This window comes from Variovorax sp. R-27 (assembly GCF_049913215.1).
Classification (GTDB): domain Bacteria; phylum Pseudomonadota; class Gammaproteobacteria; order Burkholderiales; family Burkholderiaceae_C; genus Variovorax.
Genome location: NZ_CP183984.1, coordinates 5233282 through 5251361 on the forward strand (window position 1 = coordinate 5233282; position 18080 = coordinate 5251361).

The 18080-nt window shown below is 67.5% G+C and carries 17 protein-coding genes; 3 read left to right on the forward strand and 14 right to left on the reverse strand.

Features of this window, described 5'->3' with window-relative positions; translation table 11 throughout:
* Nucleotides 1-61 precede the first annotated feature (61 nt).
* The 3 genes from ACN9MV_RS24495 to ACN9MV_RS24505 all read right to left on the reverse strand — a co-directional run bounded on the left by ACN9MV_RS24495 (nt 62) and on the right by ACN9MV_RS24505 (nt 4061).
* Entirely contained in the window at nt 62-1072 is a 1011-nt protein-coding gene (locus ACN9MV_RS24495; RefSeq protein WP_426389899.1) for an aldo/keto reductase, read from the reverse strand.
* 112 nt (nt 1073-1184) lie between these two features.
* Complete coding sequence (locus ACN9MV_RS24500; RefSeq protein WP_426389900.1) at nt 1185-2744, reverse strand: alkaline phosphatase D family protein; 1560 nt, start codon at nt 2742-2744, stop codon at nt 1185-1187.
* A 60-nt stretch (nt 2745-2804) separates the two neighbouring features.
* Complete coding sequence (locus ACN9MV_RS24505) at nt 2805-4061, reverse strand: plastocyanin/azurin family copper-binding protein (protein WP_426389901.1); 1257 nt, start codon at nt 4059-4061, stop codon at nt 2805-2807.
* Between the two features lie 147 nt (nt 4062-4208).
* On the opposite strand from ACN9MV_RS24505, the gene ACN9MV_RS24510 reads away from it, so the two are divergent.
* Both ACN9MV_RS24510 and ACN9MV_RS24515 read left to right on the forward strand, forming a co-directional pair.
* Nucleotides 4209-4790, forward strand: a complete 582-nt coding sequence (locus ACN9MV_RS24510; RefSeq protein ID WP_426389902.1) for a sigma-70 family RNA polymerase sigma factor — start codon at nt 4209-4211, stop codon at nt 4788-4790.
* A complete protein-coding gene (locus ACN9MV_RS24515) occupies nt 4777-5445 on the forward strand; it encodes an anti-sigma factor family protein (protein ID WP_426389903.1) in 669 nt (222 codons plus the stop codon). Before ACN9MV_RS24510 ends, ACN9MV_RS24515 begins: the two co-directional genes overlap by 14 nt.
* Here ACN9MV_RS24515 and ACN9MV_RS24520 read toward each other — a convergent pair.
* The 9 genes from ACN9MV_RS24520 to ACN9MV_RS24560 all read right to left on the reverse strand — a co-directional run bounded on the left by ACN9MV_RS24520 (nt 5435) and on the right by ACN9MV_RS24560 (nt 14938).
* Nucleotides 5435-6682 (reverse strand): MFS transporter, encoded by a 1248-nt coding sequence (locus ACN9MV_RS24520; protein ID WP_093178114.1) that lies wholly within the window; start codon nt 6680-6682, stop codon nt 5435-5437. The genes ACN9MV_RS24515 and ACN9MV_RS24520 overlap by 11 nt on opposite strands.
* 132 nt (nt 6683-6814) lie before the next feature.
* Nucleotides 6815-7507: an urea ABC transporter ATP-binding subunit UrtE gene (gene urtE / locus ACN9MV_RS24525; RefSeq protein ID WP_015866784.1), complete on the reverse strand. Its 693-nt coding sequence runs from the start codon at nt 7505-7507 to the stop codon at nt 6815-6817.
* 12 nt (nt 7508-7519) lie between these two features.
* Nucleotides 7520-8398 carry an urea ABC transporter ATP-binding protein UrtD gene (gene urtD / locus ACN9MV_RS24530; RefSeq protein ID WP_093058619.1) on the reverse strand — a complete coding sequence of 293 codons (879 nt, stop codon included), beginning with the start codon at nt 8396-8398 and terminating at the stop codon, nt 7520-7522.
* Complete coding sequence (gene urtC / locus ACN9MV_RS24535; protein ID WP_426389905.1) at nt 8395-9618, reverse strand: urea ABC transporter permease subunit UrtC; 1224 nt, start codon at nt 9616-9618, stop codon at nt 8395-8397. The genes urtD and urtC overlap by 4 nt, the downstream gene beginning before the upstream one ends.
* Complete coding sequence (gene urtB / locus ACN9MV_RS24540) at nt 9615-11162, reverse strand: urea ABC transporter permease subunit UrtB (RefSeq protein WP_093077223.1); 1548 nt, start codon at nt 11160-11162, stop codon at nt 9615-9617. Before urtB ends, urtC begins: the two co-directional genes overlap by 4 nt.
* Nucleotides 11163-11254: 92 nt before the next feature.
* Nucleotides 11255-12523 (reverse strand): urea ABC transporter substrate-binding protein, encoded by a 1269-nt coding sequence (urtA, locus tag ACN9MV_RS24545; RefSeq protein ID WP_093058616.1) that lies wholly within the window; start codon nt 12521-12523, stop codon nt 11255-11257.
* A gap of 123 nt (nt 12524-12646) precedes the next feature.
* Nucleotides 12647-12970 (reverse strand): nucleotide pyrophosphohydrolase, encoded by a 324-nt coding sequence (locus tag ACN9MV_RS24550; RefSeq protein WP_426389906.1) that lies wholly within the window; start codon nt 12968-12970, stop codon nt 12647-12649.
* Between the two features lie 53 nt (nt 12971-13023).
* A complete protein-coding gene (locus ACN9MV_RS24555; RefSeq protein WP_426389907.1) occupies nt 13024-14487 on the reverse strand; it encodes an MFS transporter in 1464 nt (487 codons plus the stop codon).
* 64 nt (nt 14488-14551) lie between these two features.
* On the reverse strand, nt 14552-14938 hold the full coding sequence (locus tag ACN9MV_RS24560) for a hypothetical protein (protein WP_426389908.1): 387 nt from the start codon (nt 14936-14938) through the stop codon (nt 14552-14554).
* A gap of 124 nt (nt 14939-15062) precedes the next feature.
* Between ACN9MV_RS24560 and ACN9MV_RS24565 the strand changes: the two genes are divergently transcribed.
* Complete coding sequence (locus ACN9MV_RS24565; protein ID WP_093058612.1) at nt 15063-15992, forward strand: AraC family transcriptional regulator; 930 nt, start codon at nt 15063-15065, stop codon at nt 15990-15992.
* 12 nt (nt 15993-16004) lie between these two features.
* Here the strand turns inward: ACN9MV_RS24565 and ACN9MV_RS24570 are convergent, their stop codons facing one another.
* Together ACN9MV_RS24570 and ppk2 are read right to left on the reverse strand one after the other, a co-directional pair.
* A complete protein-coding gene (locus ACN9MV_RS24570; RefSeq protein ID WP_426389909.1) occupies nt 16005-17048 on the reverse strand; it encodes an extracellular catalytic domain type 1 short-chain-length polyhydroxyalkanoate depolymerase in 1044 nt (347 codons plus the stop codon).
* A 77-nt stretch (nt 17049-17125) separates the two neighbouring features.
* Complete coding sequence (gene ppk2 / locus ACN9MV_RS24575; protein WP_093077231.1) at nt 17126-18052, reverse strand: polyphosphate kinase 2; 927 nt, start codon at nt 18050-18052, stop codon at nt 17126-17128.
* Nucleotides 18053-18080 lie beyond the last annotated feature (28 nt).

Sequence of the window (18080 nt, forward strand, 5' to 3'; positions counted from 1 at the left end):
TCTAGGCACCCTCATCAAACCCCTCGCTGTCGACTAACTGACAGTTCTGACAGTTTCAGCGTCAGCGCGGGGCATCGCCCTTGCGGTACTCGGCAGTCAGCTCGTCGAGCTTCTGCTTGAGCGCCGGATCGAGCTTGTATTCGGCGGCGGCCAGCGTCGCGTCGAGCTGGTCGGGCCGGCTCGCGCCGAGCAGCGGCGCGGTGATCAGCGGATTCGCCATCACCCACGCCACGGCCAGCGTTGCCAGCGGCACGCCCGCCTCGTCGGCCAGCTTGTGCAGCTGCGTCACGGTGTTGAAGCTGCGCTCGTTCCAGTAGCGGTCCTGGTACATGTTGCCAGCGGTGCCGAGCGTGAAGCGGGTGTTTTCCTCGGGCTTGGCACCGGGCTTGTACTTGCCGGTCAGCAGGCCACCCGCCAGGGGGTTGTAGGGAATCACGCCCAGCCCCTCTTCGCCAACCAGCGGCAGCAGCTCGCGCTCGATCTCGCGGAACAGCAGGCTGTAGCGCGGCTGAACCGACACATAGCGCGTGAGCTTGTGCAGCTCGGCCTTGCCCAACGCGCGCGCCAGCCGGTAGGCCAGGAAGTTCGACACGCCGATGTAGCGCGCCCGCCCCGACTTCACGATGACGTCGAGCGCCTCCAGGCTTTCTTCGAGCGGCGTCTCGCGGTCGTCGCTGTGCAGCTGGTACAGGTCGACGTGGTCGGTCTGCAGCCGCTTGAGCGAGGCGTCGATGGCGTCCAACAGGTGCTTGCGCGACGCGCCCTGGTCCCAGCTGTTGGAGCCGACCTTGCCGACCGCCTTGGTGGCGACGACGAAACGGCGGCGGCCCGTGGGGCCCTGCTTCTGCAGCCAGCGGCCGATGATTTCCTCGGTACGGCCGGTGGTCTCGACGGTGCCGCCGAGCGGGTACACGTCGGCGGTGTCGAGGAAGTTGATGCCGCCTTCGGCAGCCTTGTCGAGGATCTGGTGCGACACCGTCTCGTCGGTCTGCAGGCCGAAGGTCATGGTGCCGAGGGCAAGGCGGGACACGGTAAGGCCCGTGCGGCCGAGGCGGGTGGAGGGAATGCTCATGGTGTTCGGTTCTCGCTTCAGGGAAGGGTGAAAGAGACGCAGACGGGGCTTGCGCGGCGGCGGCCATCATAGGCACGGCCGCGCAATCCTGCAGGCGCCGGGCGTTTACGACTCAGGTGCTCTCGGCGTGCACGCCGGGCGCGCCGAGCTCGACCGAGAAGCGGGCCATGGGGCTGACAGGCGAATCGGCCGTCTTCTCGTCGTCCGCCACGCGGAACTCGATCGAGCAGCCACGCGCGTCGAGGGTCGCGAGCGTATAGCCACGCCTGTCCGCCCGGCCATAGCGCAGTTGCGGGTTCTTCGCGAGCATGTTCGCCACGCTGGCGGCGCTGGGCCCCTCGGAGGTAATGGCGCCGCCGACGAACTCGGTGGCGACCACCGGGCCCTGCTGCGCGTCGCCGCGCCGCAGGTCGGCGGCCCAGAAGGCGTGCACGTCGCCGCTGGCGACCAGCGCATTGCCGCCGCGCGCCTTGTGCGCGGCCAGCGCATCGAGCAGGCGGGCGCGGGCCGCGGCGTAGCCGTCCCAGCCGTCCATCCAGTAGCCGTGCTCTGGGCCGCGCTTGCGGTCGGCCTCGGCGAGCAGCGTGGGCTGGGCGAGCACGGTCCAGCGCGCGGGTGGCGCAGCCAGCTCGCGCGCCAGCCAGGCTTCCTGCTGCGCGCCGAAGAAGCTGCGCTGCGGTGCGAGCCTGTCGGCGCAGTCGGCCAGCGGCGAGGCGCTGCGCCCCGAAAGACAGGCGTGGTGCGAGCGGTACTGGCGCCCGTCGGTCAGCAGCACGTCGAGCATGCGGCCGAAGCGGTGGTGGCCGTAGATGAGCGCATCGGCGCCGCGCGGGCGCATGCTGGCGGGCACCGGCATGTGCTCGTACCACGCCTGGTAGGCGGCGGCGCGGATCGCGAGGAACTGCGCGGGGTCCGAGGTGCGCGGCGACATGTCGTTCGTGTAGTCGTTGGCCACCTCGTGGTCGTCCCAGGTCACGAGCCAGGGAAAGGCGGCGTGCGCGGCCTGCAGGTGCGGATCGGTCTTGTAGAGCGCGTAGCGGTTGCGGAACTCGGGCAGCTGCGTGGGAGTGCCGCCCTCATGGCGCCGCACGTGGCGCGAGCCCCAGGAGCTCTCGTAGATGTAGTCGCCCAGGTGCACCACGAAGTCCAGCGGCTGCGCGGCCATGTCGCGGTAGGCGGCGTAGTAGCCCTGCTCGTACTGCTGGCAGGAGGCGAAGGCGAAGCGCAGCGGCTGCTGCGTCCCGTCGTCCTCGGTGGGCGTGGTGCGCGTGCGTCCAATCGGGCTGCGTGCGCCGCCGACCGTGAAGCGATACCAGTAAGGGCGGCCCGGCGACAGCCCCTGTACTTCGACATGCACCGAATGCGCAAGCTCGGCCGTAGCGATGGCCGAGCCCTTCGCCACGACGCGCCTGAAGCCCTCGTCGTCGGCGACTTCCCATCGCACTTCGACGGGCGCATCGCCCATGCCGCCGCCCTGCAGCGGCTCTGGCGCCAGGCGTGTCCAGAGCACGAAGCCGTCGGCGCGCGGCACGCCCGAGGCCACGCCCAGCGTGAACGGATCGCGCGACGCCGTGGCCGGCTGCGCATTCAGCCGCAGGAACGGATGGCCCAGCGAAGCGGCGGCCAGCCCGCCGCACAGCAGGCGTCGGCGCGAGATTCTTTCTTCCTTCATCCGGGGCAATGTCCCCTGGTTCGCTCGCCCCTGTCAATCGGGCCGGATGAAAGCCGATAGTCAGGACCCTGGCTGCGAGCCCACCACCGTGACCCGTGCCGTCATGTACGGATGCACCGAACACACGTAGTCGTAGGTGCCCGGCTTGTCGAAGGTGCGGGCGAAGGTCTTGCCGGGCAGCAGCAGGTCGATGCCGGTGCCGCCGTCCTTGAAGACAACGCCGTGCGGCGCGCCGTCGTCGTTCTGCCAGCTCACGCGCTGACCGGCCTTGACCGTGATCTGCGCGGGCTCGAAGGCGAAGTTGCGGATAGTCACGTGGTTGGAGCTACCGGCATGCGCGGCTTCGGCGGCCGCGACGCGCTGCACCGCGACCTTGCGCGGCGCGTTGCCCACCGCCACCGTGTGCACCGGCCCACCCGCAAGATCGACCACGCTGACGTCGTTCGAGCCTTCGTTGCTCACCCACAGCTTCTTGCCGTCCGCCGACAGGTCGAGCCAATGCGGCTGCTTGCCCACGCCGATGCTGCGCACCGCCGCACGCGTGGCCGGGTCGAACAGCATGACTTCGCCCGGTCCCTGCACTACCACCACGCCGCTGGCCATTCCGGCGAAGTGCTGTGCGATGTGCGGCGACACGCCCGTGGGAACCGGCGCGCTCCACTGGTTGGTGGCGGGGTCGAGCACCTGCACCGCGGGCACGCCAGCCAGCGTGAGGTAGAGCGCCTTGCCGTCGTGGCCGAACTCCAGGTCGCGCGGTGGCTTGTCGAGCGGGATCTCGGTGACCACGCTGCGGGTGGTCATGTCGATCACGACCAGCGCGAAATGGCCGGGCTCCTGCGACGCGACGTAGGCCTGACGCCCGTCGGGCCGGATGGCGATGGTGTGCGGCTTGGGCACCGGCACGGTGGCGCTCACGCCGTGGGCCGTGGTGTCGACGAAGGCCACGCGGTCGTCGCCGTTGACGGCCACCAGCAGCCACTTGCCGTCCGCCGTCATGGCCAGGCCCTGCGGGCCTTTGCCGACGTCGATGTTGCGCGCGACGTGGTCGGTGGCGGCATCGATCTCGCTCACAGTCGAAGCACTGGAGCCGCTGACGAACACACTGCGCCCGCCCGGCGCGACGATGATGCCGTCCGGCCCGGCTGCCACCGGCACGGTGGCGACGACGCGCTCGGTGCCGGTGTCGATCACGCTGACGGTGCTGTCCTTGAAGTTGCCGACGTAGGCCTTGGGCCCGGCGGCCAGGGCGGAGGCGGCCGAGGCGGCCAGGGCCGAGAGCAGTACGAGGATGCGTGCGAAACCGGGAATGGCGAGCATGGTGAAAACCTCCTGGGGAATTGAACGGAAGCAAGCAGAATCCGCACAGGGCATGACGCATGGCGTGCCCTGCTTATTCCACGCGGGTCGGTAAAAAAGATGGAATAAAGCGCCGGGCCACTCCGTCATGCAGGAAGAAGGAGCCCATTGAGCCTGTTGACGACCCATCGCACACGCCAGTTCGAAGCCGCAGCGCTGCCGCATCTCGATGCGGCGTGGAATCTTGCGCGCTGGTTGTTGCGCGACGACCAACTGGCCGACGATGCGGTGCAGGAGGCGTACCTGCGTGCGTTCCGGTTTTTCGACGGGCTGCGCGGCGAGAGCGCGCGGCCATGGCTTCTGGGCATCGTGCGCAATGCCTGCTACGACTGGATGCGGCAGAACCGGCAGTTGGCCGACCAGGTCGAGTTCGACGAACTGCGCGACAGCGAGGCGGCTGATGGCCACTCTTCAGCGCAGGCCGGCGATCCGGCCCGGCAATGGGAGCAGCGTGCACAGGGCGAGCGCATCAATGCCGCCATCGACGCACTGCCGCCGGTGTACCGCGAAGTGATCGTGCTGCGCGAACTCGAAGAGATGCGCTACGAGGACATCGCACGCATCGCCGGCGTGCCGCTGGGCACGGTGATGTCGCGGCTGTCGCGCGCACGGGCCTTGCTGCGCGACAGCCTGCGCGACGAACGGCCCGCTGGCGACGCTGGAGGAAAGATCCACCATGTCAATGTCTGAAGAAGAACTGGGAACCTTGATCCGGCGTCATGCCGTGCGGCACACGCCACCGGATGGGCTGGCCGAGCGCATCGGGCAGGCGGTGCGCGCCGAGGCGGTGACCGCACCCACGCCGGTGCAGCAGCCTCGTCGCGGCTTGTGGCAAGGCCTGGCATGGTTCGGCACGGGCGCGGCAACGGCCTGGGGCCTTGCGCTGATGCTGCTCGCGACGCCGGTGCCGCCGCAGGACGCGCTCGCCGAAGCCGTCACCGCCAACCACGTGCGCTCGCTGATGGCCTCGCACCTGGCCGACGTGGCCTCGTCCGACCAGCACACGGTGAAGCCGTGGTTCGCCGGCAAGCTCGACTTTTCACCGCCGGTGATCGACCTGGCTGCGGAAGGCTTTCCGTTGACTGGCGGGCGGCTCGACTACCTCGATGGGCGCACCGTGGCAGCGCTGGTGTATCGCTCAGGGCCGCATGTGATCAATGTGTTCGTCTGGCCGGCGGCCGATGCGAAGGCACAGGGCCCCGTGTTCTCCACGCGCCAGGGCTACCAGCTGGCGCGATGGGCCCAGGGCGGCATGCAGGCGTGGGCGGTGTCGGACCTGAACGCGGCGGAGCTTCGCCGCTTCGCGTCGCTGCTGCGCGAACGCGGCGCAGCCCTCAGCAAGTAACCGTTTCGGGCCGGCGCGCTTCGGCACGCGCGCTCGCAATCGCCCAACCGAACACGCCCATGCCCGCCAGCGCCAGCAAGGCGCCGACCCAGCCGGTCGAGGTCCAGCCCAGGCCCGCGGCAATGGCCACGCCGCCGAGCCACGCGCCGAGCGCGTTGGCCATGTTGAAGGCCGAGTGGTTGAGTGCGGCAGCGAGCGTCTGCGCATCGCCGGCCACGTCCATCAGGCGGATCTGCAGCGCCGGGCCGATGGCCACGGTGGTGCCGATCAGGAACACGTTGAACGCCGCGGTAAAGACGTTGTGCGCCGCGAAGGTGAACATCGCGAGCACCAGCGCCGCATAGACCAGCAGGCCGCCGATAGTGCGCATGAGCGACTTGTCGGCCAGGCGCGAGCCCACGAGGTTGCCGGTGACCATGCCCAGGCCGAACAGCGCCAGCACGAAGGGCACGCCGCCCATGGGCATGCCAGCCACTTCGATGAGCGTGGGCTTGATGTAGCTGAACACCGAGAACATGCCGCCGAAGCCGATGGCGCCGATGCCGAGCGTGAACCACACCTGCTTGCGCTTGAGCGCGCCGAGTTCGCGCCAAGGGCTGGCGCCTGCGGGCGCTGCGAGGTCGGGGATGTCGCGGCGCAGCAGCGCGATGGCCACCAGCGCGATCACGCCGACGAACACGAAGGCGGCGCGCCAGCCGAAGATCTGGCCCAGCCAGGCGGCGATGGGCACGCCGACCAGCGTGGCGCCGGTGAGCCCCAGCATGACGAGCCCCACGGCCCGCGCGCGGCGCCCAGGTGGCGCGAGCGTGGCGGCCACGAGCGCGGCCACGCCGAAGTAGGTGCCGTGCGGCAGGCCGGTGGCAAAGCGCAGCAGGTTCAGCAGTAAATAGTTGGGGGCCGCGGCGCTGGCGAAGTTGCCGGCCGCGAACACGGCCATGAGCGCGATCAGCAGCGCGCGGCGGCGCCAGCCTGCGGCCAGCACAGCGAGCACGGGCGCGCCGATGACCACGCCGAGCGCGTAGGCACTGATGACGTGGCCTGCCTGCGGGATGCTGACGTCGATGTCCTTCGCCACTTCGGGCAACAGGCCCATGATGACGAATTCGCCGGTGCCGATGGCAAAGCCGCCGACGCCAAGTGCGAGCACCGCGCGCAGGAAATTGACGGGCGCGGCGGGAGAAGAAGAAACGGAAATATCGGTGTCCGCGCTGTCCAGCGCGGGTGGGGAGGCGTTCAAGGCCAGGCTCCTGGGAAGGTGCCCGGCGGCCGCGGGCAGAAGCCGGATTTTAGGGTAAACCCTGAATTCCTGCCGATACGCAGTTGCCCAAGGCCCTGTACTGGCAGGGCTTCGAAGCCCTGCCCAAGGGGTTCAGATGGCGACGAGCTGGCGCACGCCCTGGGCTTCCATGTCCTTGCCAAGGCCGCGGGCAATGACTTCGCCCCGCTCCATCACGAGGTAGTCGTCGGCCAGTTCCTGGGCGAAGTCGTAGTACTGCTCGCACAGCACGATGGCCATGTCGCCGCGGTCGGCCAGCATGCGGATGACGCGGCCGATGTCCTTGATGATGCTGGGCTGGATGCCTTCGGTAGGCTCGTCGAGGATCAGCAGCTTGGGCTTGGGCGCGAGGGCCCGGGCGATCGCAAGCTGCTGCTGCTGCCCGCCGGAGAGGTCGCCGCCTCTTCTGTTGATCATCTGCTTGAGCACGGGGAACAGGTCGAACAGCTCCGACGGAATGGGCGTGCTGCCGCTCTTGTAGGCCAGGCCCATGCGCAGGTTTTCCTCGACCGTGAGCCGCGCGAAGATCTCGCGGCCCTGCGGGACGAAGCCGATGCCGGCTCTTGCCCTGTCGTACGGCGTGGCCTTGTGGATGGGCTTGCCTTCGAGTTCGATGCTGCCGCTCTTGATGGGCACCAGGCCCATGAGGGACTTCAGCAGCGTGGTCTTGCCTACGCCGTTGCGGCCCAGCAATACCGTGACCTTGCCGAGCGTTGCCTCGAAGCTCACGTCCCGGAGGATGTGGGAGCCGCCGTAGTACTGGTGGATGTTCTTGACTGTCAGCATGGGTTCGGTTCCTCAGCGGCCCAGATAGACCTCGATCACGCGCTCATCGGCTTGCACTTCGTCCAGCGTGCCTTGCGCCAGCACGGAGCCGTCGCACAGCACGGTGACGATCTCGGAGATGGTGCGGATGAAGCTCATGTCGTGCTCCACCACCATCAGCGAATGCTTGCCCTTGAGGGTGAGGAACAGCTCGGCGGTGCGCGCCGTCTCTTCATCGGTCATGCCTGCGACGGGCTCGTCGAGCAGCAGCAGCTTGGGGTCTTGCATCAGCAGCATGCCGATTTCGAGCCACTGCTTCTGGCCATGGCTCAGGTTGCCGGCCAGGCGCGACACGCTGTCGGCGAGGTGAATGGTTTCCAGCACCTCGGCCAGGCGGTCGCTTTGTGCCGAGTCGAGCCTGAAGAGCATCGAGGCACGCACGCCCTTGTTAGTCTTCAGCGCGAGCTCGAGGTTCTCGAACACGGTCAGGTGCTCGAACACTGTCGGCTTCTGGAACTTGCGGCCGATGCCCAGTTGCGCGATGTCCGCTTCGCGGTGGCGCAGCAGGTCGATGGTGCTGCCGAAGAACACGGTGCCCGAATCGGGCCGCGTCTTGCCGGTGATGATGTCCATCATCGTGGTCTTGCCCGCGCCGTTGGGGCCGATGATGCAGCGCAGCTCACCTGGCGCGATGTCGAGCGAGAGCTTGTTGATGGCCTTGAAGCCGTCGAAGCTCACGCTGACGTCTTCGAGGTAGAGGATGCGGCCGTGCGTGACGTCGACTTCGCCCGGTGTGACGTGGCGGCCGAAGTCGGCGGCGCGGCCGCCCGATTCGGTGCTGCCGCTCGCGTAGTGAATGCCGCTGGCGCGTGCCGCGCGCTCGGCGCCGGCTTCCATCAGGTCGGGCGTCATGCGCGTGCTCCCTTCGCGTCCACGGGCAGCGAGCCCAGCGCATCGGGCTCGACGCCCTGCTCCACCGCAACCGAGCGCCGTGCAGCAGCATCCTGCACGGGCTCGGGCGACACCGGCTTCTTCTCCCTCGACACCCACTTGCGCACCAACCCCACGATGCCGTTCGGCAGGAACAGCGTGACAGCAATGAACAAGGCACCCAGGAAGTACAGCCAGTACTCGGGGTAGGCCACGGTGAGCCAGCTCTTCGCGCCATTGACGATGAAGGCGCCGATGATGGGGCCGATCAGCGTCGCGCGTCCGCCCACGGCGGCCCAGATGGCGATCTCGATGGAGTTGGCCGCGCTCATCTCGCCCGGGTTGATGATGCCGACCTGCGGCACGTACAGCGCGCCGGCCACGCCACACATGATGGCGGAGATGACCCAGATCGTGAGCTTGTACGGCAGCGGGTTGTAGCCCGAGAACATCACGCGCGTTTCGGCGTCGCGAATGGCCTGCAGCACACGGCCGAACTTGCTGCCGATGAGCCACTTGGCGAACAGGAAGAAGCCCAGCAGCGTGGCGCCGGTGAGCGCGAACAGCGTCATTCGCATTTCCTGCGTGGCGATCGGAATATTCAGGATGCGCTTGAAGTCGGTGAAGCCGTTGTTGCCGCCGAAGCCCGTCTCGTTGCGGAAGAACAGCAGCATGGCCGCAAAGGTCATGGCCTGCGTGATGATCGAGAAGTACACGCCCTTGATGCGCGAGCGGAAGGCGAAGAAGCCGAACACGAAGGCGATGAGGCCCGGCACCGCGACGATCAAAATCAGCGTGGCGATGAAGCTGTCGCTGAAGGTCCAGTGCCAGGGCAGCGTCTTCCAGTCGAGGAACACCATGAAGTCCGGCAGGTCGCTCTTGTAATTGCCGTCGCGGCCGATCTGGCGCATGAGGTACATGCCCATCATGTAGCCGCCGAGCGCGAAGAACAGGCCATGGCCCAGCGAGAGGATGCCGGTGTAGCCCCAGATCAGGTCCATGGCCAGCGCGCAGATGGCGTAGCACATGATCTTGCCGACCAGCGCCACCGCGTAGTCGCTCATGTGCAGCGGGCTGTCTACCGGCACCCAGATGTTGAGCACCGGTGCCACGGCGCACACCACGATCAGCGCGACGAAGAAGGCCGTCCAGCCCTTGCCGCTCAGCAGCGGCCCCTTGGTTGGAAGTACGACCTTGCTCATGCCTCAGCGCTCCGGCCTTTCATTGCGAAGATGCCCTGCGGCCGCTTCTGGATGAAGATGATGATGAAGACAAGCACCGCGATCTTCGCGAGCACCGCGCCCGCCCAGCCTTCGATGAACTTGTTGAGAATGCCCAGCCCCAGCGCCGCATACACGGTGCCCGCAAGCTGGCCGACGCCGCCCATCACGACCACCATGAAGCTGTCGACGATGTAGCTCTGGCCCAGGTCGGGGCCGACGTTGCCGATCTGGCTCAGCGCGCAGCCGGCAAGGCCCGCTATGCCGGAGCCGAGCGCGAAGGCGTAGGTGTCGATGCGCGCGGTGTTCACGCCCATGCACGAGGCGATCGGGCGGTTCTGCGTAACGCCGCGCACGAACAGGCCCAGGCGCGTCTTGCCGATGAGCCAGCCCATCGCAAGCAATACCAGAGCGGCGAAGATGATGATGCAGATGCGGTTCCACGGCAGTGTGACGTTGCTCAGCATGGTGAAGCCGCCGCTCATCCAGCCGGGGTTTTCGACGCCGACGTTCTGCGCGCCGAACAGCGTGCGCACGAGCTGCTGCAGCATCAGGCTGATGCCCCAGGTGGCGAGCAGCGTCTCGAGCGGTCGGCCGTACAGGAAACGGATCACGCCGCGCTCCAGCACTGCGCCCACGAGCGCCGACGCGAGGAACGAGACCGGAATGGCAGCGACCAGGTACAAGCCGAAGGCCGCCTCGGGCACGTACTTCTGGAAGATGCCCTGCATCACGTAGGTGGCGTAGGCGCCGATCATCATCAGCTCGCCGTGCGCCATGTTGATCACGCCCATCAGCCCGTAGGTGATGGCCAAGCCGAGCGCGGCCAGCAGCAGCACCGAGCCCAGGCTGATGCCGCTGAACACGGCGTTGATGCGGTCTCCCCAGACCAGCGCGCCGTCGATGCTGGCAATGGAAGCGACGATGGCGGCCTTGACGTCCGCCTCGGTTTCGTCGGCCAGGCGCTGGTTGAGCAGCAGTTTGGTGTCGGGGTTGCGGTTGTTGCCCAGCTCCTTGGCGGCGATGAGGCGCTTGGCCTTGTCGGCGCTGGTAAGCATGCTGGCGGCGCGCACCAGTTCGAGCTGCGCCTTGATCTTCGGATTGGTCTCGGCGGCCAGCGCCTTCTCGACCATGGGCACGCGCGATTCGTCGGGCTCCTTGAAGAGCGCCTGCGCGGCTTCGGCGCGCACCGCGTCGTCCTTGCTCGTGAGCTTGAGAGCAGCCTGCGCGGCATCGAGCGCGCCGCGCATGAGGTTGTTGTTGACGACGTCTTCGGCGGTGTCGGGCACCTTCAGCTCGGCGCCGGTGACGGGGTCGTAGCCCTTGTCGTCCTTCATCACGAAGACCTTGTCTTCGGTGTACTTGACCGCGTCGTCGGACATGGCCTGGATGAAGGCGGTGGTCTTGTCGTCGGCCGTGAGCACGGCCTTGTTGAGTGCGGCGATGCGGGCTTCGGATTCGCCGGAGGCGATGGCCCGGGCTTCGTCGGCGGTCAACGCGTGGGCGGCCGATGCCATGAGCAGCATGGCGGCGAGTGCGCAGTGAAGGGTTCGTCGAAGCATCATGAGAATGGAAATTGGGTTGGCTCCCTCCCCCAGCGGGGGAGGGAGAAACACATTTACATCGACTTGCCAGCGGGGTAGTCAGGCTTCTTGTCGTTGCCTTCGATGTACGGGCTCCACGGCTTGGCCTTCACAGGACCCGGCGTCTTCCACACCACGTTGAACTGGCCATCGGCCTTGATTTCGCCGATGAACACGCTCTTGTGCAGGTGATGGTTCTTCTCGTCCATCTTCGACACGATGCCCGAGGGAGCCGTGAAGGTCTGGCCGGCCATGGCTGCGATCACCTTGTCGGTGTCGGTCGACTTGGCCTTCTCGACCGCCTGCTTCCACATGTGGATGCCGATCCAGGTGGCTTCCATCGGGTCGTTGGTGAGCGGCTTGTCCTTGTGGCCGGCGATGTTCTTGGCCTTGGCGTAGTCGCTCCACTGCTTGATGAACGCCGTGTTGGTCGGGTTCTTGATCGACATGAAGTAGTTCCATGCGGCCAGGTGACCGACCAGCGGCTTGGTGTCCACGCCGCGCAGCTCTTCTTCGCCCACCGAGAAGGCAACCACGGGCACGTCCTTGGCCTTCAGGCCGGCGTTGCCGAGTTCCTTGTAGAAGGGCACGTTGGAGTCGCCGTTGATGGTCGACACCACTGCAGTCTTGCCGCCGGCCGAGAACTTCTTGATGTCGGCAACGATGGTCTGGTAGTCGCTGTGGCCGAAGGGGGTGTACTTCTCGTCGATGTCGGTGTCCTTCACGCCCTTGCTCTTGAGGTAGGCGCGCAGGATCTTGTTGGTGGTGCGGGGGTACACGTAGTCGGTGCCCAGCAGCACCCAGCGCTTGGCGCCGCCGCCTTCCTTGCTCATCAGGTAGTCGACGGCCGGAATGGCTTGCTGGTTGGGCGCGGCGCCCGTGTAGAACACGTTCTTCGAGAGTTCTTCACCCTCGTACTGCACCGGGTAGAACAGCAGGCCGTTCATTTCCTCGACCACCGGCAGCACCGACTTGCGCGACACCGAAGTCCAGCAGCCGAAGATCACCGACACCTTGTCCTGGCCGAGCAGCTGCTTGGTCTTTTCAGCGAACAGGGGCCAGTTGGAGGCCGGGTCGACCACCACGGGCTCGAGCTGCTTGCCCAGCACGCCGCCCTTCTTGTTGATGTCGTCGATGGCCATCAGCACCGTGTCTTTCAGCACGGTTTCGGAAATGGCCATCGTGCCCGACAGCGAGTGCAGCACGCCGACCTTGATGGTGTCGGCAGCGAAAGCGGGCGCAGCAGAAATGCTGGCCAGCGCGACGGCGGCGGTGAGCGCCTTGAGTGTGAAACGACGTTGCATGTGGACTCCTGCTCCGGGTTGGTTGAACCTTGTCGCCAGCGCTTTGCTGGCGTGGGAGGGAGTCTGCGGAATGCACCAGGAAGGGGAAATACGCCGGGTGGCGTACACGGAGGTACTCAGGGCTCAGGCAGGCGGCGGCACGGGGTACTTGCTGGCGTTGACGAGCATCTTGCTCTTTGCTGCCTCGATCACGTCGATATCGAGCTTGTCGGCGAGCTGCAGCAGGTAGAGGAAGACGTCGGCGATCTCTGTGCCGATCTCGGCGCGCTTGGCGGCGGTCAGATTGCGGCTCTTGGCTTCACTCATCCACTGGAAGTGTTCAAGCAGTTCGGCGGCCTCCACGGAAAGCGCGGAGGCCAGATTTTTGGGGGAGTGGAACATCTCCCATTGGCGCACCTGGGCGAAGTCGCGCAGGTCTTGGGTCAGTTGCTGGATATCGGTGGCCATGTCTGTCCTGTCGTGAGGACAGGAGAGTTTGGCACGGCCACCGCCGCGCCCGATCAGGCCCGCCGGCTTCCGCGATGGTGGAGCGCAGCCACGAGCAGCGCTGAAACCGTCAGATAGATCAGAGCCGCCCCGAACGCGCTCGCATACCCCGCCGCATCGGCCCCATGACCCAGCCGCCCGTAGAAGAGGATGCCGATCAACGCCACCCCCAGCGCATTGCTCGCCTGCTGCACCATCGACAGCACGCCCGAGGCCACGCCCGCATGCTGCGGCGGCAGCCCGGCCAGCACGGTCGACACCAGCGGCGCCATCACCATGCCGAGCCCCGCGCCCTGCACCAGCAGCAACGGCACCATCCACGCCACGACGTGCGAATGCCCCGCCCAGCCCGCCACGTTGACAAACTGCAATGCATGCCCTGCAGCAAGCACCAGCGCACCGAGCGCGATGGGCGGCTTGCCTCCGAAGCGCCGCGCGAGGCGCGCACCCGCCATCGACGTCGCGAAGAAGCCGATCGCCAGCGACGTGAAGACGACGCCCGAGGTGAGCGCATCGAGCGCCAGGCCCTGCTGCAGGTACAGCGCGAGCACAAAGTACAGCGAGGCATTGCCCACATAGAAGGCCAGCGTGGTGAGCAGGCCCGTGACGAAGCGGCCGTTGGCCAGCAACGCTGGTGCCACGAGCGGCGCACCGCCGCGTGCAGCGAGCCGGCGCTGTTGATATGCAAAGGCTGCGAGCAGCGGCAGCGCCGCTGCAAGGCACACCCAGCTCCACAGTGGCCAGCCCTGTTCGCGGCCTTCCACCAGCGGCAGCACCACGGCCACCGAGCCCGCGGCCACCAGCAGCATGCCGAGGAGGTCGAGCTTGCTGTTGCCGCTGTTCGCCAGCGGCGGAATGACGCGCGGTGCAAGCATCAGCGCCAGCAGGCCGATCGGCACGTTGATGAGGAAGCAACTGCGCCAGCCCAGACCCGCCACATCGGCATGGATCAGCAAGCCGCCGACCAGCTGCCCGAGCGTGGCACCCAGCCCCAGCGTGAGCCCGTACGCCGCGAAGGCGCGCGCCCGGTCTTCGCCGGCATAGGCCAAGCCGATCATCGCCAGCACCTGCGGCTGCAGCAGCGCGCCGGCCAGCCCCTGCAGCACGCGCGCCGCCACCAGCAGTTCAGCGTTTGGCGCAAAGCCGCAGGCGGCCGAAGCCAGCGTGAACAGCAGCAGGCCCAGCATGAACATGCGGCGGCGACCGAACAGGTCGCCGAGCCGGCCGCCGGTGATGAGGCCCGCAGCGGTGGCCAGGCCGTAGCCGGCCACCACCAGTTGCAGGGTGCCCGCGCTCGCCAGCAGCTCGCGCTGCATCGACGGCAGCGCGACGTTGACGATGAAGAAGTCCAGCACCACCAGGAAGGTGCCGCTGAGCATGACCCACAGGCCCAGCCGCCCGGGCTTCGTCGCGCCCGTGTTCTGGCTTCCTGTGGAAGAAAGCGATGCTGCCGAAGCAGCGATGTTTGACTGCGTCATGATGGGCTCGAGTGTTGGGAGCAAGCGATACGGCGGCAATGACCCCGGAGGTCATCGCCGGGATTCAGACAACGGGCGTCGGCAGGATGAACTGGTAGTCCGCGGCGATGCGGCCGTCCTCGGCCAGCACCAGGAACTCCAGCCCGAGCGCGGCCACCGGACCACCGGCGGCCGGGACCATGTGCCAATGGAACATCACCGCGTCGTGCAGGAATTGGGCGTCGCCTGCGGAGACGAAGCGGAAGCCGGCGTCGCGCACGTTCTTCTCGTGCGAGCCGGTAACGCGCTGCTGCAGCGCCTCGTAGCCCTTGGCTTGCAACGTGCGCACGTAGTGCTCGCCGTCGGACATCCAGAGGCTGGCGATGGCGGCGCGGCGCGCATCGGCATCGGGTTCGTTCCAGACGGCGACGTAGCGGTCGGCGAGTTCGGCAAATTCGGTTCTGGCGTTCATGGTCTGCTCCTGTTGTTTCTGTGTCTGGGAAGAGTGAGGCTGCAGTTTCTGCCTCCGCCGGTGGACAGTGAATGACTGGGAAGCCGACAATCTTGTCCATTCGTCCACCGCCACAGGAGTCTTCATGGATCCGCTCGACGACGTCTTTGCCGCCATGCGCGTGCGCAGCGCCCTGTATGCCCGCCTCGAAGCCGGCGCTCCCTGGGGCGTGAGCCTGGCGGGCGGCGAGAGTGCGCGCTTCGGGCTGGTGGTGCGCGGCGGCTGCCTGCTGGAGATCGAGGGCATGGCGCAGCCGGTGGCGCTGGCGACGGGCGACTGCTATGTGCTGGCGCATGGCACGCCCTACATCCTGCGCGACCATCCGAACACGCCGACGGTAAGCTGTGCCTCCGTCGTGCGCGACCGCATCGGCGGGCTGGTGGAACTCGGCGGCACGGGCACGGCGGCATCGGTGATCTGCGGCTGGTTCCACTTCGACCAGCGCGCCGCGCGGCCGCTGCTCGATCTGCTGCCGGTGCTGCTGCACGTGAAGATGGAGCAGGCCCGGGCCCTTGCGCTGCAAGGCACGCTGCAGCTGCTGGCCATGGAAACCGGCGAGCCGGGCCTGGGCTCCAGCCTGCTCGTGAGCCGGCTGGCCGACATCGTGTTCGTGCAGGCCGTGCGCGCGCACGTCGCGGCCAACGGCGAATCTCAGACGGGCTGGCTCGCCGCGCTGGCCGACGCGCGCATTGGCCCGGCCTTGCGTGCGATGCACAAGGACATCGCGCGCGACTGGACGGTAGAGGCTCTTGCTTCCGTCGCGAGCCTGTCGCGCTCGGCCTTCGCGCAGCGTTTTCGCGAGCGGGTGGGGCAGGCGCCGCTGGAGTACCTCACGCAGTGGCGCATGTTCAAAGCCGGCAACATGCTGGGGCAAGGCCACGCTGCCCTGGGCGCGATCGCAGGGGCGGTGGGCTACGAGTCGGAGGCGGCGTTCAGCAAAGCCTTCAAGCGAGAGAAAGGGATGGCGCCCGGTGCCTGGCGGGCAGCGGCGCGCGAAGGCGCTGTCGCTGCATAGCCGCCCTTCTCTTCAGGCCTTCGCCGCGGCCTTGAACTGCGCGGCCGCGAAGGCCCATGTCATGCGCGTGGCGTCAGGCCCCTCGGGGTCGCTGAACAGCAGCTTCGATGCGCCGCCGCTCCACGAATGGCCCAGCCCCGCGATCTCGCACAGCGTGACGAGCGTGCGGCCCTTGCGCTTGAAGTCGGTCACGCGCATCGAACGGCGCTTGCCGCGCTGCATGTTGCGCGACAGCCCGGGCTTCGCGCCCAGCGCGGTGGCCCACACCGCGGCGCTGTTGACTGCATTGCTCGGCGCAACGACTGCGTCGGCATCGCCGTGCAGCACCAGCATCGGCGGCAAGGTGGCGAAGACAGCCGCGGCGCCCATCGCCTTGCCGACTGCCGTGGAGGGCATCGGCGGCACGTTCTGTCCGCGCATTGCGCCAAGGGCCGTGGCCGGCGATTTCGCCGCGCCGGGCGCCACGCCCGAATGCATGACGACGGCGCGGAAGCGATTCGGGTAGCGCGTGGCCAGCAACGCCGCCATGCTCGCGCCGGCCGAGAGCCCCGCCAGCGCCACGCGATCGCGGTCCGCGGGGTACAGCATGCAGGCCTGATCGATGGCGGCCATCAGCGTCGCGGCTTCGGCGTCGGCCTTGCCGGAGCGACGCTCGTACCAGTTCCAGCAGCCCTGCGGGTGGGCAAGCCGGTCTTGCTCGAGATAGAGCACCAGGAAGCGCTGGCGCACGGCCAGCGCGTTCATGCGCGTGCTCGCGGCAAAGTCGCGCCCGGTCTGGCCGCAGCCGTGCAGCATGACCATGAGCGGCAGCCGCTCGCCCGGCTTCAGCTGCAAGCCGGCCGGCCGGAACAGGTGATAGCCGCGCGCGCCGCCCGGGCCCATCGCCATGCCGCTGAGCCAGTCGCCTTTGCCGGGCGGCGGCTTGAGCCGCTTGGCGGTGGCGCGCTGGACCTGCCCCGCGATGCGCTTGCTGTTGCTCAGCGTGGCCTTGGTGAGCGCGCGCAGGTTGCGCTCGTAGGCGCGGGCAAAGACGGAAGCGGTGGAAGAACGGGCCATGGCGCGCAGTGTGAACGCAAAGCGCCGGCCGGCCTAACAACACCCGACAAGGGGCGGCCTTACCGCCCCGGCACGCATCAGTAGATTTCCGGAACGATCATGTTGGCCGGAACAGGCTGGCGCAGATAGTCGTCGTGCCGCACGCGCGCGGGCAGCTCGACCGGCGGATGCGCCACTTCCTGGTACGGCATCTGGCCCAGCAGATGGCTGATGCAGTTCAGCCGCGCCTTCTTCTTGTCGACCGCCTGCACCACCCACCACGGCGCCTCGGGGATGTGGGTGCGCTCCAGCATGATTTCCTTCGCCTTGGTGTATTCCTCCCAGCGGCGGCGGCTTTCGAGGTCCATCGGGCTGAGCTTCCACTGCTTGAGCGGATCGTGGATGCGGCCGAGGAAGCGCATGTGCTGCTCGTCGTCGGTGATGGAGAACCAGTATTTGATGAGCTTGATGCCGGAGCGCACGAGCATCTTCTCGAACTCGGGCACGGTGCGGAAGAACTCTTCGTACTCTTCGTCGGTGCAGAAGCCCATCACGCGCTCGACGCCGGCGCGGTTGTACCAGCTGCGGTCGAACAGCACCATTTCGCCCGCTGCCGGCAGGTGCGCGGCATAGCGCTGGAAGTACCACTGCGTGCGTTCGCGGTCGTTGGGCGCCGGCAGAGCGGCCACGCGGGCCACGCGCGGATTCAGGCGCTGTGTGATGCGCTTGATGACGCCGCCCTTGCCCGCCGCGTCGCGGCCTTCGAACAGGATGACGACTTTCTGCTTGCTGTGCTGCACCCAGTCCTGCAGCTTGACGAGCTCGCCCTGCAGGCGGAACAGCTCCTTGAAGTAGGCCTGGCGGGCGGCCTTGTCGGCGGAGGTCGGCGTTGCCAAGGCGGGGTCGAGGCCGTCGATGTTGCGGTCTTCGATCTCCAGCTCGAGCTCTTCGTCGTAGCTGTCGATCAGGTCACGGGCGATGCGTTGCATCAGGTCTTCGTGGTCGGGAAGTGCACTGGTCGGCATGGTGGGGCGGAAAGAGTGAAAGGGGCAG

What these genes read in the sequence shown, in the direction of transcription:
- ACN9MV_RS24495 (WP_426389899.1), bottom strand. Translation starts at nt 1,072, where the DNA reads ATGAGCATTCCCTCCACCCGCCTCGGCCGCACGGGCCTTACCGTGTCC.
- ACN9MV_RS24500 (WP_426389900.1), bottom strand. Translation starts at nt 2,744, where the DNA reads ATGAAGGAAGAAAGAATCTCGCGCCGACGCCTGCTGTGCGGCGGGCTG.
- ACN9MV_RS24505 (WP_426389901.1), bottom strand. Translation starts at nt 4,061, where the DNA reads ATGCTCGCCATTCCCGGTTTCGCACGCATCCTCGTACTGCTCTCGGCC.
- ACN9MV_RS24515 (WP_426389903.1), top strand. Translation starts at nt 4,777, where the DNA reads ATGTCAATGTCTGAAGAAGAACTGGGAACCTTGATCCGGCGTCATGCC.
- urtE (WP_015866784.1), bottom strand. Translation starts at nt 7,507, where the DNA reads ATGCTGACAGTCAAGAACATCCACCAGTACTACGGCGGCTCCCACATC.
- urtD (WP_093058619.1), bottom strand. Translation starts at nt 8,398, where the DNA reads ATGACGCCCGACCTGATGGAAGCCGGCGCCGAGCGCGCGGCACGCGCC.
- urtC (WP_426389905.1), bottom strand. Translation starts at nt 9,618, where the DNA reads ATGAGCAAGGTCGTACTTCCAACCAAGGGGCCGCTGCTGAGCGGCAAG.
- urtB (WP_093077223.1), bottom strand. Translation starts at nt 11,162, where the DNA reads ATGCTGCTCATGGCATCGGCCGCCCACGCGTTGACCGCCGACGAAGCC.
- urtA (WP_093058616.1), bottom strand. Translation starts at nt 12,523, where the DNA reads ATGCAACGTCGTTTCACACTCAAGGCGCTCACCGCCGCCGTCGCGCTG.
- ACN9MV_RS24550 (WP_426389906.1), bottom strand. Translation starts at nt 12,970, where the DNA reads ATGGCCACCGATATCCAGCAACTGACCCAAGACCTGCGCGACTTCGCC.
- ACN9MV_RS24555 (WP_426389907.1), bottom strand. Translation starts at nt 14,487, where the DNA reads ATGACGCAGTCAAACATCGCTGCTTCGGCAGCATCGCTTTCTTCCACA.
- ACN9MV_RS24560 (WP_426389908.1), bottom strand. Translation starts at nt 14,938, where the DNA reads ATGAACGCCAGAACCGAATTTGCCGAACTCGCCGACCGCTACGTCGCC.
- ACN9MV_RS24565 (WP_093058612.1), top strand. Translation starts at nt 15,063, where the DNA reads ATGGATCCGCTCGACGACGTCTTTGCCGCCATGCGCGTGCGCAGCGCC.
- ACN9MV_RS24570 (WP_426389909.1), bottom strand. Translation starts at nt 17,048, where the DNA reads ATGGCCCGTTCTTCCACCGCTTCCGTCTTTGCCCGCGCCTACGAGCGC.
- ppk2 (WP_093077231.1), bottom strand. Translation starts at nt 18,052, where the DNA reads ATGCCGACCAGTGCACTTCCCGACCACGAAGACCTGATGCAACGCATC.